Source organism: Amycolatopsis vastitatis (assembly GCF_002234595.1).
Taxonomy (GTDB): domain Bacteria; phylum Actinomycetota; class Actinomycetes; order Mycobacteriales; family Pseudonocardiaceae; genus Amycolatopsis; species Amycolatopsis vastitatis.
Genome location: NZ_NMUL01000001.1, coordinates 100,090 through 114,782 on the forward strand (window position 1 = coordinate 100,090; position 14,693 = coordinate 114,782).

General features: G+C 70.5%; 16 protein-coding genes. 5 read left to right on the forward strand and 11 right to left on the reverse strand.

Annotation, left to right across the window (positions count from 1 at the left end; translation table 11 throughout):
• Nucleotides 1–9 precede the first annotated feature (9 nt).
• Nucleotides 10–1,152 (forward strand): hypothetical protein, encoded by a 1,143-nt coding sequence (locus CF165_RS00555; RefSeq protein ID WP_093945405.1) that lies wholly within the window; start codon nucleotides 10–12, stop codon nucleotides 1,150–1,152.
• Nucleotides 1,153–1,207: 55 nt separating this feature from the next.
• Nucleotides 1,208–1,753, forward strand: a complete 546-nt coding sequence (locus tag CF165_RS00560; protein WP_093945544.1) for a hypothetical protein — start codon at nucleotides 1,208–1,210, stop codon at nucleotides 1,751–1,753.
• 147 nt (nucleotides 1,754–1,900) lie between these two features.
• On the opposite strand, the gene CF165_RS00565 is transcribed toward CF165_RS00560, so the two are convergent.
• Entirely contained in the window at nucleotides 1,901–2,155 is a 255-nt protein-coding gene (locus CF165_RS00565; RefSeq protein ID WP_093945406.1) for a DUF397 domain-containing protein, read from the reverse strand.
• A 617-nt stretch (nucleotides 2,156–2,772) separates the two neighbouring features.
• Between CF165_RS00565 and CF165_RS00570 the strand changes: the two genes are divergently transcribed.
• The gene (locus CF165_RS00570) at nucleotides 2,773–3,027 is read left to right on the forward strand and encodes a hypothetical protein (RefSeq protein WP_093945407.1); all 255 of its coding nucleotides are present in this window, start codon (nucleotides 2,773–2,775) and stop codon (nucleotides 3,025–3,027) included.
• A 71-nt stretch (nucleotides 3,028–3,098) separates the two neighbouring features.
• Here CF165_RS00570 and CF165_RS00575 read toward each other — a convergent pair whose 3' ends face one another.
• The 4 genes from CF165_RS00575 to CF165_RS00590 form a co-directional block, all read right to left on the reverse strand.
• Nucleotides 3,099–3,722: a class I SAM-dependent DNA methyltransferase gene (locus CF165_RS00575; protein ID WP_093945545.1), complete on the reverse strand. Its 624-nt coding sequence runs from the start codon at nucleotides 3,720–3,722 to the stop codon at nucleotides 3,099–3,101.
• A complete protein-coding gene (locus CF165_RS00580) occupies nucleotides 3,719–4,564 on the reverse strand; it encodes an SAM-dependent methyltransferase (RefSeq protein ID WP_093945408.1) in 846 nt (281 codons plus the stop codon). The genes CF165_RS00575 and CF165_RS00580 overlap by 4 nt, the downstream gene beginning before the upstream one ends.
• On the reverse strand, nucleotides 4,539–5,387 hold the full coding sequence (locus tag CF165_RS00585) for an SAM-dependent methyltransferase (protein ID WP_093945409.1): 849 nt from the start codon (nucleotides 5,385–5,387) through the stop codon (nucleotides 4,539–4,541). Before CF165_RS00585 ends, CF165_RS00580 begins: the two co-directional genes overlap by 26 nt.
• Before the next feature lie 159 nt (nucleotides 5,388–5,546).
• Nucleotides 5,547–6,410 carry a helix-turn-helix domain-containing protein gene (locus CF165_RS00590; protein WP_086860877.1) on the reverse strand — a complete coding sequence of 288 codons (864 nt, stop codon included), beginning with the start codon at nucleotides 6,408–6,410 and terminating at the stop codon, nucleotides 5,547–5,549.
• 235 nt (nucleotides 6,411–6,645) lie between these two features.
• On the opposite strand from CF165_RS00590, the gene CF165_RS00595 reads away from it, so the two are divergent.
• Together CF165_RS00595 and gnd are read left to right on the forward strand one after the other, a co-directional pair.
• Complete coding sequence (locus CF165_RS00595) at nucleotides 6,646–7,566, forward strand: MBL fold metallo-hydrolase (protein ID WP_093945410.1); 921 nt, start codon at nucleotides 6,646–6,648, stop codon at nucleotides 7,564–7,566.
• An 85-nt stretch (nucleotides 7,567–7,651) separates the two neighbouring features.
• Nucleotides 7,652–9,091 carry an NADP-dependent phosphogluconate dehydrogenase gene (gnd, locus tag CF165_RS00600; RefSeq protein WP_093945411.1) on the forward strand — a complete coding sequence of 480 codons (1,440 nt, stop codon included), beginning with the start codon at nucleotides 7,652–7,654 and terminating at the stop codon, nucleotides 9,089–9,091.
• 96 nt (nucleotides 9,092–9,187) lie between these two features.
• Here the strand turns inward: gnd and CF165_RS00605 are convergent, their stop codons facing one another.
• Genes CF165_RS00605 through CF165_RS00630 form a run of 6 tightly spaced genes read right to left on the reverse strand, consistent with a single transcriptional unit; the run spans nucleotide 9,188 to nucleotide 14,647 of the window.
• Nucleotides 9,188–9,925, reverse strand: a complete 738-nt coding sequence (locus CF165_RS00605) for a Clp protease N-terminal domain-containing protein (protein WP_093945412.1) — start codon at nucleotides 9,923–9,925, stop codon at nucleotides 9,188–9,190.
• Between the two features lie 51 nt (nucleotides 9,926–9,976).
• A complete protein-coding gene (locus CF165_RS00610) occupies nucleotides 9,977–11,155 on the reverse strand; it encodes a 4-hydroxybenzoate 3-monooxygenase (RefSeq protein ID WP_093945413.1) in 1,179 nt (392 codons plus the stop codon).
• Nucleotides 11,155–12,378 (reverse strand): NAD(P)/FAD-dependent oxidoreductase, encoded by a 1,224-nt coding sequence (locus CF165_RS00615; protein WP_093945414.1) that lies wholly within the window; start codon nucleotides 12,376–12,378, stop codon nucleotides 11,155–11,157. Before CF165_RS00615 ends, CF165_RS00610 begins: the two co-directional genes overlap by 1 nt.
• A 24-nt stretch (nucleotides 12,379–12,402) precedes the next feature.
• Nucleotides 12,403–13,194, reverse strand: a complete 792-nt coding sequence (locus CF165_RS00620; RefSeq protein ID WP_093945415.1) for an IclR family transcriptional regulator — start codon at nucleotides 13,192–13,194, stop codon at nucleotides 12,403–12,405.
• Nucleotides 13,191–13,511 (reverse strand): NIPSNAP family protein, encoded by a 321-nt coding sequence (locus CF165_RS00625; RefSeq protein ID WP_093945416.1) that lies wholly within the window; start codon nucleotides 13,509–13,511, stop codon nucleotides 13,191–13,193. The genes CF165_RS00620 and CF165_RS00625 overlap by 4 nt, the downstream gene beginning before the upstream one ends.
• Nucleotides 13,508–14,647, reverse strand: coding sequence for a 5-methyltetrahydropteroyltriglutamate--homocysteine S-methyltransferase (locus tag CF165_RS00630; protein WP_240521409.1), 1,140 nt, complete (start codon nucleotides 14,645–14,647; stop codon nucleotides 13,508–13,510). Before CF165_RS00630 ends, CF165_RS00625 begins: the two co-directional genes overlap by 4 nt.
• Nucleotides 14,648–14,693: the final 46 nt, after the last annotated feature.

Consider the following 14,693-nt stretch of genomic DNA (forward strand, 5'->3'; position numbering starts at 1 on the left):
GTCGGGGGAATGGATCTCACCGCATCCGGCGTCCACACGGCGTCGGTCGCGAAACAAGCGCGAACGGGGTTGCTGCCCGCGAACGTCGTGCTCGGCGGGTCGCTGCTGTCACTGGTCGGGCTCACCTGGGACATCCAGTGGCACAGCGACGTCGGGCCGGACACGTTCTTCACGCTGCCGCACCTGTTCCTGTACGCGGGCAGCGCGGTCGTCGGCCTGGCGAGCCTCGCCGTCGTGCTGCTGACGACGGCGGCGCGGCGCGCGGGACGGCCGGCCGACCCGCGGGTCGGCGGGCGCGTGGTCAACGTCTTCGGCCGGACGTTCGCGGCACCGCTGGGCTACCTGGTCTCCGGCGTCGGCGCGGCGACGTTCCTGCTGTACGGGCTGTGGGACCAGTGGTGGCACGGGCTCTACGGCTTCGACGCGGTCATCGACTCGCCGCCGCACATCGGGCTGCTGCTGTCGATCACGGTGTCGCTGATCGGCACGACCGCGGTGTTCGCCGCGGCCCGTGAGCACCGCTGGGGCCGGCTCGGCACGCTCGCTTCGCTGACCGTGCTGCTGACCTTCGCGCCCGTGCTGGCACTGGGACTGCAGCAGGTGCCGGACGACTACGCCGACGCCGTCGCGATCGGCACGTCGATGATGGCGGTGCTGCTGGTCGCCGTCGGCGCCGGGTTCCTCCGCCGTCCGGGCGGCGCGATCGGCACGGCGGCGATGGTCGCGGCGGTGCAAGGCGTCTTCTGGTGGTTCTCGCCGTGGGCGGCGAAGGCGTACGCCGACCTGGTCGACCTGCCGCTGCGGGACACGATCTCGGGCGTGCCGGAGATGCCGTCGCTGGCGCCGCTCGCGCTGCTGCCGGTGGCCGGGCTGATGGAGCTGGTGTACCTCGCCGGCCGGCGCCGGGGGTGGCGCGCGGGCCGGGTGTCCGTGGTCGCCGGCGGGATCGCCGGGCTGCTGCTCGGGCTGAGCCTGCCGGTGCAGCGCGTCCTGCTCTACACCTACGCGCACCTGCCGCCGGCCTGGTACCTGACGACGACCGCCGTGCTCAGCGCGGCTTTCGGGCTGCTCGGCGGGTTCGCCGGGTGGCGGTTCGGCGGGATGCTCTGCCTGCTGGCGCCCGCGAAGAAGGGGGAAACCGCTGATGCGTAAGACGTTGTCAATCGGGGCTCCGCCCCGGCCGGGGGCTCCGCCACCCGGAACCCCCATAAGGCGGACTGTGCTCGCCCTAGCTGCCGTCGCCGGCCTGCTGTTCGCCACCGCGGCACCGGCGAACGCCTACGAGCCGGTCAACATCGTGCACACCGAGCGGGTGCAGGCCGGGCCGTACGGCCTGACGATCGGGTTCAGCACCTGGCCGGTGAAAGCCATGCAGTCACTGGACTTCACGTTCATCCCCGACGGCGGGATCGAGGGGAAGTCCGGCACGCTCACGCTGATCAACCCGGAGGGCGGGAAGAACCGCGCCCAGCCCCTGGTCCGCCACCCGCGCAAACGCGACGTCTGGGGGCTCGACGTCCGCTCGATGCCGCGGCCGGGTGCCTGGACGTTCCACTTCACCGTCAACGGGCCCGCCGGGTCCGGCACCGGCGAGCTGCGCGCGTTGCCGGTGCAGGAACAGCCGGGGCCGCCGATGGGCGTGAGCTGGGCGATCAGCACGCTGCCGCTGATCGGGCTGGTGGTGCTCGTCGTGGTCGCCTGGCGCCGGACCCGCGGCCGGCTGCGGGGTGGGGAGCTTCCGGCAATCGGGTGAGACTTCGCTCACATCCGGCGCTCAGGCGTATCCAAGGCGTCGCGAAGGCCTCCTTCACCGCAGAGGACGGGGAAGGGGGCCTTCACCATTTTTGCGCGGACAGCCGGGAACAAGCCGGTGATCATGATCACCGGCGCGGCAGCGGGCTCAGGCGGGCAGGTCGAACTGCCCCGCCTTGACGGCGATCAGGAACGCTTCCCACTCGGCGGTGTCGAACACGAAGACCGGGCTGCTCGCGAGCTTGGTGTCCCGCACGCCGATCATGCCTTCGCGACCCAGGTTGACCTCGACGCAGCTGCCGCCGTTGGGCTCGCTGGCGAACGACTTCTCCCAGGCGGCCTCTTGGAACAGGGACACGGCCGTGTTCGGATCGTAATCCGCGAACGACGGATAATCCGCCATGGGTCGTACCTCCGAGGATCGTTGGGGGGCGCGGCCGTGACCTGGTCGAAGGTACCCGCTCCCGGTTACTCAGTGTCTCAATGGAGTACGCCACAGGGCCAAGCGGGTGATCAACTGGATCCGGCCTCGACATGAAGATTATTCCAGGAGTAGGATTAATCGCATCGGCCGGGGCGCCGGCGTCGGCGAACGACAGCCTGCCCGCGACGGGCGGTCGTCGACACAGGACGAATGCCGGAACCGAACCGATCCAAGCCACGGCCACGACCTCATGGGGGATCAGCGTGATCGTCGAGGACAGTGCGCCACCCGGCGTGCGGATCGTGGGCAGGCTCGCCAGGGGAACCGCCGGCGAGACCCGCCGGGTCGTCCACGTCTTCGAGCTGGACGCCGCCCGTGGGACGAATGACCAGCGTCGTTCAGGGGGTCCGGGTGGCGAAGCCCCCGGCCGGGGCGAAGCCCCGAATGACACAGTCGGAGCCAAGTGCGGGGAAGCGCTTACGCGCTCCGATGTCGAATGGCTGGTCCCCGGGGCCGGCATGCCGTGCGAACCCTGTCTCGGACTGATCGGCGGCGAACGGGCCCGGTCACCGCGACGAGAGCTGGGGGTGTAGACGATGGCCGTCCGGCTGAACTCGCTGTTGCGCCGCGAGGAAGAGCAGCACCGTGGCCGCCGCGGAATCGGGAACGAACTGAGGAACCGCTTCGGTTTCAGCCTGATCCAGGCGCCGCTGCGCAAGACCACGACGTGGGCGACGGACCAGGACCTCCCGCTGCAGCGCCACTCCGACGGGGTCCGCACCACCCGGCCGCTCGAGGCCTCGATCGACCTGACGCCCCTGCTGCGCGGCCGCATCGGTTCGCGCGCCTGAAGCCCTGAACTGCCGTACCACCACAAAGAGCCCCGGTTCCCTGCGGAACCGGGGCTCTCGTCTTGGGCAGGCTAGGGCTTTCGCAGGAAGAGGCGGCCCTGACGGAAGGGGCGCTCCCCTTCCGCGTGGGCGCGGTACATCCGCCCGGCTTCGGTGAGGCCCGCGGTGGCGGCCATCGACGCCAGTTCGTCCAGGGGCCAGCGGTAGGCCGTCGTGACCTTGTGATCGAACTCCGTCACCGGCCCGCCGTCGGATTCGAAGCAGCCCAACAGAACGTGACCACCCGGGGCCAACGTCCGGGTGAACTCGGCGAAGACGCCCGGCACCTCCGCCGGCGGCATGTGGATCACCGAGTACCACGTCAGGATCCCGGCCAGCGACGCGTCGGGGACGTCCAGCGCCGTCATGGAACCGACTTCGAACCGCAGCGCGGGCTCCGCGGCGCGGGCCAGCTCGATCATCGCCGGGGACAAGTCGACGCCGAACACGTCGAGCCCCAGTGCACGCAGGTGCGCGGTGAGGTGCCCGGGGCCGCAGCCGAGGTCGGCGACCGGGCCGCGGCCGCGCACGGAATCCGCGAACGCCGTCCACGCGGCGCGGTCCAGCGGGTGGTCGTCCCAGATGTCCCGGACGAACTCGGCGTACTGGACCGCAACCGTGTCATAGGGGGCGGCGGGGTCATAGGCAGCCGTCACGGCTTGCGGCCGAGGCCGCACAGGTGCCCGACGAACGCCGGGTCGTTCGCGAGCTTCTTCGTGGCCCTCGACTCGATCTCCTCCGGGTGCCACTCCGGGAGGTACACGATGCCCGGCTCCACCAGCTCCAGCCCGGCGAAGAACGACGTGAACTCCGCGCGCGTCCGCAGGTGCAGCGGGGTGCTGGACCGGTCGTACTGCTTCATGATCGACTCGCGGCTCTCCGCGTCGGCCATCCCTTCCAAGCCGTCGCTCGTCAGGTGCGAGGACAGGAAGTACGAGCCCGACGGCAGCAGGGACAGGTACTTCTGGATGGTCTCGGCCACCGGCTCGTCTTCGCCGAGGAAGTAGAGGACGCCGACCATGATCAGGCCGATCGGGCGGTTCTGGTCGAGCACTCCGGTGTCGAGCGCGCGCTTCCAGATGTCGGCCGGGTCGCGCAGGTCACCGTGCAGCACCGCGTGCCGGTCCGCGACGCCTTCGCGCTCCAGCAGGATCTGGGAGTGGGCCACCGCCACCGGCTCGTTGTCGACGTACACGCACCGCGCGTCCGGGTTCACCTCCGCCGCGACCTCGTGGACGTTGCCGACCGTCGGGACACCCGACCCCAGGTCGAGGAACTGGTCGACGCCGTTGCGCGCCAGGTACCGGACGCCGCGGCCGAGGAAGTCGCGGCCGACCCTGGCGACCGTCTTGATCATCGGGAACGTCTTGACGGCCTGCTCGCCGAACTGCCGGTCGATGGCCCAGTTGGCGGTGCCGCCGAGGAACCAGTCGTAGATGCGCGCCGCGTTCGGCCGCTCCAGGTCGACGCCTTCAGGCGCTTCGGGATCCTTCGTCATCTTGTCCTCCAGGCTTGCGGCCGACACCGCCGACCACGCTCGCGAGGGGGACCGTGGCGGCGCCGGGCTCGGGGCGCCACTCTCCCACAGGCACGATTCCCGGCTCGACCACCTCGAAGTTACCGAAGAACGCGGCGATCTCGTCGAGCGACCGGGAAACCGCGGGCGAGCTCGACCGCTCCGACAGCTTGACCAGCCGCCGGATCTGCTCCAGCTCTTCGCCTTCGACGCCGGTTTCGGTCGCGTGCGAAAGGACGTACGCCGATCCGGGCGCCAGCAGCCTCCGGTAGTCGCGGACGGCTTCGCGCACGCCCGTGACGTCCGGCAGGAAGTGCAGCACCGCCACGGTCAGCAGGCAGATCGGCCGGTCGGGGTCGAGGACGCCGGTGGCCAGCGCGCCTTCCCAGACGTCTTCGACGTCGCGCAGGTCGGCGTGCAGCACGGCGTGCCGGTCGGGATCCCCCGCTTCCTCCAGCAGCATCCGCCCGTGCGCGACGGCCACCGGCTCGTGGTCGACGTACACGCACCGGCTGTCGTCGGCGTAGTCGTCGGCCACCTCGTGCACGTTGCCCGCCGTGGGAATGCCGCTGCCGAGGTCGAGGAACTGCGTGATGCCGTGGGAGAGGCAGTAGCGGACGGCCCGGCCGAGGAAGTCGCGGTTGCTGCGGGCGAGGGTTTTCGCGAGCGGGAACGCCTGCACCGCCTGCTCGCCGTACTGCCGGTCGATCGCCCAGTTCGCGGTGCCGCCGAGGGCCCAGTCGTAGATGCGCGCGATGTTCGGCCGGTCGAGGTCGATGGCATCGGGAAGGAAGTCGGGGTCCACGACGTCCCCTTCGGGCGAGCACTTCCGGTGGTTTCAAGCGCAACAGACCCACTCTACCGACAGTTGTTCACCGTTCGGGACGGCTCACACTCTTTTGGGGGCTCCGGGTGGCGGAGCCCCCGGCCCGGGGCGAAGACCCGGATGTCACCGCCATTCGCCCTATTGGATCTGCTGCATCTGGGCGCGGTAACCCTCCGCAAGCTCCTTGAGGAACTGCCGGGTCTCCTGGCGCTCGAGCGCGGCTCCGCGCAGCCTGTCCCACGAGTCGACGAAGATGTTGAAGTCCTTGACGTCGTCGAGGTAGAGCCCGCCGGCGGAGTGCTCGATGTAGACGAAGTCCCGCGTGCGGTCCGGGAAGCGCATGATCGTGAAGTCGTTGGGCACCGCGGCCAGCCGTGCCCCGAACGGCAGTACGTGCACGTACACCCGCGGGTGCTTCTCGAGCGAGAGCAGGTGCTCGACCTGGTCGAGCATCACCGCGGGCGCGTACCCGCCGGGCGCCCGGCGCAGCGCGCCCTCGCTGATGATGAACCGGTAGTACGGCGGCTGCTGCTGCTCGAACACGGCCTTGCGGTCGAGCCGGTTGCGCACCAGCGACGTCACGTCCGTCGCGCCGGCCTCGGTGAACTGCTTGAGCATGTAGTGCTCGGACTGCAGCGGGCCGGGGATGCGCTCACCGTGCCAGGTGAGGATCTCGGCGGCCGCGGGCTCCAGGTCCGTGAAGGTGCGGAACCAGTGCGGCACCACCGAGCGGTAGCCCGACCAGTGGCCGCGCTGCCCGGCGGCGGCCCGCGCCAGGTTCATCAGCGTGTCGGCCTCTTCGCCGTTGATCCCGAACGCGTTCAGCATCGATCGCACATCCCCGAGCTTCACCCCGACGGCACCGGACTCGATCTTGTTGACCTTGCCCTGGGTGCAGCCGAGGACCTCGGCGACCTGCTGCTGTGTCATCCGCGCCGCGGTGCGGGCATGCCGGAGCTCGTTCCCGAGCTGCTTCCGGCGCGAGGTGACGGTGCTGGCCATCGCCCTGCTCTCCCGGACCACTACCAAGCAACGGCGGCCACCGGCCGCCGTCGCACGCGAACTATCGAACCCACCCAGGCTAGTGCTTCACCTTGCGGATCTCGATGATGACATCGCGCAGCGTTCCAGGAAACGCCGCGGAACGCCAGTCACCTGCGTTGTCACTCTCCTGGACCAGTGAAATTCGGAATTATTCCGCCAACCGGCGGAGCCCCGTCTGGGGCATAGTGGCCGCGTGACCGATCGTTCGCCCTCCGCCGCCGGAGTCACCCGGCTGGCCGACCAGGTCCACGGCTACGTCCAGCCCGACGGCTCCTGGTACATCAACAACTGCGGGTTCGTCGACGCCGGCGACCACACCGTGCTCATCGACACGTGCTCGACCGAGCGCCGCACGCGCGCGCTGCTGGAGACGGTCGGAGCCGCGACCGGCGGCCCGGTGACGACGCTGGTGAACACCCATCACCACGGCGACCACACCAACGGCAACTACCTGGTCGAGGGCGCGACGATCATCGGCCACCGCAAGACGCGCGAGCTGATGGTCGCCGAGGGCATCCAGACGTTCGAGGGCGTCTTCGTCGGCAGCGACTGGGGCGAGCTGCGGTCACGCCCGCCCGAAGTCGTGTTCGACGACCGGCTCACGCTGTACGCCGGGGACGTCGAGATCCAGCTGATCCACCCCGGACACGCGGCCCACACCACCAACGACGTCCTGGTCTGGCTGCCCGGCCCGCGCGTCCTCTACGCCGGTGACCTGGTGTTCAACGGCGGCAGCCCGTTCGCGCTGATGGGCTCGGTGGCGGGCTGGCGCGCCGGGCTCGACGTGATCCGGGAACTCGAGCCGGAGGTGATCCTCCCCGGCCACGGCGGCCCGTGCGACCTGTCGGTGGTCGACGGCGTCGACCGGTACCTGCAGTTCGTCCAGGAAACCGCCGAGCGGGGCAAGGCCGCTGGGCTGTCGCCGCTAGAAGTGGCCAAGGAGACGGACCTCGGCGAGTTCGCGTCGCTGAGCGAGCAGGAGCGGCTGCCGGGGAACCTGCACCGGGCGTACGCCGAGCTGGACGGCGCCGAGTGGGGCGCGGACATCGACCTAGTGGCGGCCATCACGGACATGCTCGCCTTCAACAAGGGCCCGATCCGCTGCTTCTCCTGAACTGAGTGAGCCACCGCTCCGTGGCCTTCCTTGAGGCGTCGATCGGACTACTGTCTGAATCGAGAGAGACTTCGGAAGGATTCGGATGAGCAAGAAGGCGAGCATCGGGGTCACCGGCCTGGCGGTCATGGGCCGCAACCTGGCCCGCAACCTGGCCCGGCACGGCCACACGGTGGCCCTGCACAACCGGTCCGAGGAGCGGACCCGCGCGCTGGTGGAGCAGTTCGGCGACGAGGGCGACTTCATCCCGGCGTACTCCGCGCAGGACTTCGTCGACGCGCTGGAGCGGCCCCGGCAGGTCGTGATCATGGTCAAGGCGGGCGGTCCGACGGACGCCGTCATCGAGGAGTTCGCGCCGCTGCTCGAAGAGGGCGACGTCATCATCGACGCCGGCAACGCGCACTTCGCCGACACGCGCCGCCGCGAGAAGGCGCTGCGCGAACGCGGGCTGCACTTCGTCGGCAGCGGCGTCTCCGGTGGTGAGGAGGGCGCGCTGCACGGGCCGAGCATTATGCCCGGCGGCTCGAAGGAGTCGTACGAGTCGCTCGGCCCGCTGTTCGAGGACATCTCGGCGAAGGTCGACGGCGAGCCGTGCTGCACGCACATCGGCGCGGACGGTGCCGGCCACTTCGTCAAGATGGTCCACAACGGCATCGAGTACGCCGACATGCAGCTGATCGCGGAGTCGTTCGACCTGCTCCGCCACGCGGGCGGCTACGCGCCGGCCGAGATCGCCGACGTGTTCCGCACGTGGAACACCGGGCGGCTCGACTCCTACCTGATCGAGATCACCGCCGACGTGCTCGCGCACGTCGACAAGGCGTCCGGCAAGCCGTTCGTCGACATCGTCGAGGACGCCGCCGAGCAGAAGGGCACCGGCCGCTGGACCGTGCAGATCGGCCTCGATCTGGGTGTCCCGATCTCGGGCATCGCCGAGGCCGTCTTCGCGCGTTCGCTGTCCGGGTCCAAGTCGCTGCGCGCGGCGGCCCGCGGGCTCGGCGGTCCTTCGGCGGCGCCGCTGTCGGGCTCCTCGCTGGAGCGCTTCGCCGACGACGTCGAGCAGGCGCTGTACGCGTCGAAGGTCGTGGCGTACGCGCAGGGCTTCAACCAGATCCAGGCGGGCGCGACGGAGTACGGCTGGGACATCGACCTCGGCAAGGTCGCCTCGATCTGGCGCGGCGGCTGCATCATCCGCGCGAAGTTCCTCAACGACATCACCGCGGCCTACGCCGACGAGCCGGAGCTGCCGACGCTGCTCACCTCGGGCGGCTTCCGCAAGGCGGTCGAGGACGCGCAGGACTCGTGGCGCTCGGTGATCTCGACGGCGGTCAAGCTCGGCATCCCGACGCCGGGCTTCTCGACGGCGCTGGCGTACTACGACGGCCTCCGCGCCGACCGCCTGCCGGCGGCGCTGGTCCAGGGCCAGCGGGACTTCTTCGGTGCCCACACCTACCGCCGGGTGGACCGCGAGGGCTCGTTCCACACGGCCTGGGCCGCCGACGGCCGCCCGGAGTCCGACGCCTGACCAGTCGCTGCTCCGACCGGGTGGACCCCCTGGTCCCACCCGGTCAGAGCAGCGTCACCAGGAGCAGCGCGAGAAGCACGGCGACCAGCAGGAGTCTCACTGGCCCCGGGCGGCCAGAATCTCCGCCAGCACCTCCTGGATCTTCGCCTCCGCCTTGTCCTTCTTGACGCCCACGCCGTCGAGCACCTCGAAACCGGCGCCTTCGCCCTGTTCAAGCAGTGCCAGCAGGATGTGCTCGGTGCCGATGTAGTTGTGCCCGAGCCGCAGGCCCTCGCGCATGGTCAGTTCGAGGGTCTTCTTGGCGGCCCCGGAGAACGGGACCGGGTTCGGCGCCGGGTCGGCCCGCTCGGGCAGCCGCGCCTCGGCGGCTTCGCGGACGGCGTCCAACTGCACACCTTGGGCCAGGATCGCGCCCGCCGCCAGCGCGGCCGGTTCGGTGAGCAGGCCCAGAACGAGGTGCACGGTGTCGATGTGCGGGCTGCCGTGCTCGACGGCCGACTTCTGGGCTTCGACGACGACGTGGCGAGCCCGGTCGGTGTAGCGGCCGTAGAGGCGTTCGATGTTGCCGCTCGGGTCACCGCCCGGGTCGATCCTGGGCACGAACCGCTTCTGCGCGGCCTGCTTGGTGACGCCCATGCTCGCGCCGATTTCGGTCCAGGACGCCCCGGACCGCCGGGCCTGGTCGACGAAGTGGCCGATCAGGTGGTCGGCCACTTCGCCGAGGTGCTGACCCACGTAGACCGCGTCGGTCAACTGGGCCAGGGCGTCCTGGTCGTGGTTGCTCTTGATGGCGTTGATGAGGTCGTCGAGCTTGATGTTCATCGGGAGGTCCATGTCGTCAACTGTAGGTTGACGTATCCCCGTCGTCAACCTTGAGTTGACGATCTAGACGAACGGCAGCCCGACGTAGTTTTCGGCGAGGCTGGTCGCCGCCGCCCGTGACGACGTGGTGTAACGCAGTTGCGACAGCTGGAGCTGCCGCGCGAAGCCATCCGCGTGCGGATCGGTGTGCAGCATCGTCGTCATGAACCACGAGAAGTGCTCCGCCCGCCACACCCGGCGAAGGCAGGTGTCGGAGTAGGCCGAAGCGAGCGACTCGTCCCCGCGCAGCAACGCTTCCAGCGCCCGGGACAACACCCGGACGTCGGCGATCGCCAGGTTCATGCCCTTGGCGCCGGTCGGCGGGACGATGTGGGCGGCGTCGCCGGCGAGGAACAGCCGTCCGTGGCGTAGCGGTTCCGCGACGAAGCTGCGCATCGGCGTGATGCCCTTGTCGAGGATCGGGCCTTCCCTGAGGGTGAACTCGCCCTCGCCCTCGACTTCGAGCCGGGCGGTCAGCTCGGCCCAGATCCGGTCGTCGGACCAGGCTTCCAGGGACTCGGCCGGGTCGACCTGGAGGTAGAGCCGCGTGATCTCCGGCGTCCGCATGCTGTGCAGCGCGAACCCGCGTTCGTGGTGGGCGTAGATCAGCTCGTGGTGCGACGGCGGCGTCCGCGCGAGGACACCCAGCCACGCGAACGGGTATTCGCGCTCGTACACCGTGAGCGCACTGTCCGGAATGGACGGACGACAGATGCCGTGGAACCCGTCGCAGCCCGCCACGGCGTCGCACTCGATGGTCCGCGCAACCCCTTCGGCGTCACGGTAACCCACCCGCGGCCGCTCCGTGTCCACATCGGACAGTGAGACGTCCGAGACCTCGAAGGAGATCGGGTACCCGCGGGCTTCGTGCGCGTCGATCAGGTCCTTGACGATCTCCTGCTGCCCGTAGACCGTGATCGTCTTCCCGGTCAGCTCGGTGAGCGCGATCCGGTGGTCGGCGCGGTCGAACCGCAGCGAGAGGCCTTCGTGCGGCATGCCTTCGGCAGCCAGCCGCTCGCCGAGTCCCAACGACGTCAGCAGCTCGACGGTCGGTTGCTCGCACACGCCCGCACGCACGCGCTGCCGGACGTACTCGCGGTCACGCGCTTCCAGGACCACGCAGTCGATCCCGGCTTCGTGCAGCAAGAACGACAACAGCAGCCCGGCCGGGCCGGCGCCGATCACCGCGACCTGCGTGCGCATCACGCCGCCCTCGCCTTCAGGTATGCCTTGAGGTCGAAGGCGCTCGCTTCGAGGTCGGCGTAGGCGGGCCGCGGGTCCGCGGTGAACAGCCGCCGCGCGGCGACGTGGTCGGCCGGCCGGTTGACCGACTCGACGGCGATCAGCACGTCGTCGCGGAAGGACAGCACGGAGAACTTGCCTTCGGCCGGGTCGCCCGCGACCACTGTCCGGTCGGCACCGGCGAGGATCCCGGCGATCTGCAGCTTCGCGCCCGCCTGGTCCGTCCAGAACCAGGGCAGGCTCGCGTACGGCTCGGGCGTGCCGGTCAGCACCGCGGCCACGCACCGGGCGTGGTCGACGGCGTTCTGCACGGACTCCAGCCGCGTCGCGGACCCCGCCTGCACGCACGGGAAGTTCGCGCAGTCGCCGATCGCGAAGATCCGCGGGTCCGCGGTGCGCAGGTGCTCGTCGACGACGACGCCGTTGTCCACGGGAAGGCCGGCGGCCGCCGCGAGCGTCGTCTCCGGCACGACACCGACGGCGACCACGACCAGGTCGGCGGGCAGCCGGGTGCCGTCGGACAGCTCGACCTCGCGGACGCGCTCGTCGCCGTGCAGGGCCGTGACGCCTTGGCCGAGCACCACCGTGTGCCCGGCCTCGCGGTGCAGCGAAGCGAAATAGGCGGAGATCTCCGGCGTCGCGACCCGGTTGAGCAGCCGGTCCTGCGCCTCGACGATCGTCACCGGGCGGCCGGCGTGCGAGGCGAACTCCAGCCCGATGAACCCGCCGCCGACCACGACGACGTTCCCGGCCTGTTCGAGTGACGCGCGCAGCCGGTCGGCGTCGTCGCGGGTGCGCAGGGTCAGCACGCCCGGCAGGTCCGCGCCGGGCACGGGCAGCCGCCGGTTGCGCGCGCCGGTGGCCAGGATCAGGTGGTCGTAGCCGAGCCGCCGGCCGTCTTCGAGCCGGATTTCGCGCGCGCCGCGGTCGAGGGTCTCGACCTGGGCGTCGACCAGCTCGATGTCCTTCTCGGCGAAGAAGTCCTCGCCACGCAGGTGCAGCTGTTCCTGCCCGGCGGTCCCGGCCAGGTAGGCCTTCGACAACGGCGGCCGCTGGTACGGCACGCCCGGCTCCTCGCCGACCAGCACGACCCGGCCGTCGAAGCCGCGATCCCGCAGCGAAGCCACGGCCTGGAACCCGCTCTGCCCCGCCCCGACGACGAGAACCGTGTTCTGTCCACCCATGCCTTTCATCCGATCACAAGAGACTCAAGCCGTCGAGGAATCGCCGGACGACCGCAGCGCGCGCGGCGCGCCCAGCACCCGCGAAATGCCGCGCGCCGCGGCCCGCACCGCCGGGATCAGCGTCCGCGGATCCGTTCCCTCGGCGGGAACGACGACGGAGATCGCCGCCACGACCTCGTCCGTCGAGTCGTAGACCGGGGCCGCCACCGACAGGGCGACCAGTTCGATCTGGCCGTCGCTGATCGCGTACCCGTCGCGGCGGACGTCCGCCAGCACCCGCCGCAGCTGCGCGGCCGAGCCGACCGTCTTCGGCGTGAACGTCTTCAGCGGGCCGGCCAGGACCTCCTCCTGCGCTTCGGCCGGCGCGTGCGCCAGCAGCACCTGGCCGACGCCGGTCGCGTGCGCGGGCAGCCGTCCGCCGACCCGCGTCAGGACGTTGACCGCGGCGCGGCCGGAGATGCGCTCGACGAAGACCACCTCCGGCCCGTCGAGCACCGCGAGCTGCACGTTCTGGTGCGTGGCCTCGTAGAGGTCCTCCAGGAACGGCATCGCGCTCTCCCGCAGCTCAGCGCCGTGCGGCGCGAGCGACGCGACCTCCCACAGCCACAGCCCGACGCGGTACGCGCCCGCGTCGTCGCGCACGAGCGCGCCGCGCCGGGTCAGCTCGCCGGCCAGCCGGTGCGTGGTCGACAACGGCAGCCCGGCGCGGCGGCTCAGCTCCGACAGCGTCAGCCGCGGCCGCTCGGCCGTGAACGCGCCCAGCAGATCGAGGACCCGGTCCACGACCGACGGCGGCCGCGACGCGCTGTGTCTCACCCGTCTTCGTCGTCCGGGAGCAGCGGCCGCATGAACGTCCGCCGGTACCGCAGCACGCACCCGCTCTCCTCGCGGATCTTGTCCGCCTCGATGAAGTCCGGGTCGACGCCGAACAACGTCCGGTAGCGCTCGTACGCGGCGAGGCTCTCGAAGCTGAACAGCGCCCGCGCTTCGTCGCTCGCCCCCTCTGACGGCAGGAAGTAGCCGTGGTGGATGCCGCCTTCGCGCTGCACCAGCCGCATCCACGCGGCGGCGAAGCGTTCGAAGTCGGGCAGCTTCGCGGGGTCGATGACGTAGTCGACGACGCAGGTGATCACTTGCCGCCCCAGACGCGGTCGGCCGTCGCCACGATCAGCTCCAGCTTCCGCAGCTGGTCGTCCGGGGTCAGGTCGTTGCCCTCCTCGGTCGAGGAGAACCCGCACTGCGGCGACAGGCAGAGCCGGTCGATGTCGACATAGCGCGAAGCCTCTTCGATCCGCCGCACCAGGACGTCCGGGTCCTCCAGCTCCGGCCGCTTGGTCGTGACCAGGCCGAGGACGACCTTCTTGTCCTTGGGCACGAACCGCAGCGGCTCGAAGCCGCCGGAGCGTTCGTCGTCGTACTCCAGGAAGAACCCGTCGACGGCCAGCTCCCCGAACAGCGCCTCGGCGACGAACTCGTAGCTGCCCTCGGCGGCCCACGAGGACCGGAAGTTGCCGCGGCACAGGTGCGTCGTCACGGTCAGGCCCTCGGGACGGCCGGACAGGGCCGCGTTCATCGTCGCGATGTTGCGCAGGTGCTGGGTGTCCGGGTCGCCGCCCATCCGCGCGACCAGCTCCCGCTGCGTCGGGTCGTTCAGGTAGGCGAGGCTGGTGTCGTCCAGCTGGAGGTACCGGCAGCCGAGGCCGGTCATCGCGGTGACCTGGTCCTTGTACGCCGCGCTCAAGTCGGCGAAGAACTCTTCGAGGTCCGGGTAGACGCTCTCGCTGACCGCGGCCCGGCCGCCGCGGTAGTAGACCATGCTCGGCGACGGGATGGTCAGCTTCGGCGTCACGCCCGGGTCCACATGGGACTGCAGGAACCGGAAGTGGTCGGCGAAGATCGGCTCGTCGAGCCGCACCTTGCCGTCGACCTGCAGGCCGGGCGGGCTGAACTCGAGGTCGCCCGCCAGGTTGTGGAACTTCACGTGCAGCCGCTCGTCGCTCTTCGAGATGCCGCCGAGCGAGTAGATGAAGTCCATGTGCCACGAGGCACGCCGGAACTCGCCGTCGGTCGCCGAGCTCAGCCCGGCCGCCTTCTGCATCTTGATCACGTCGCGGATCGCGTCGTCCTCGACCGCGCGGAGCTGCTCCGCGCCGATCTCGCCGTTTTCGTGCCGCCGCCGCGCGTCACGCAGTACCGGGGGCCGCAGCAGGCTCCCGACGTGATCGGCGCGAAACGGTGGACCCACCTGGGAAATACCGCCCGAAGTCATGCACCGATGGTCACACATCCGCGGCCTTCGCGCCGCCCCCCGGTAC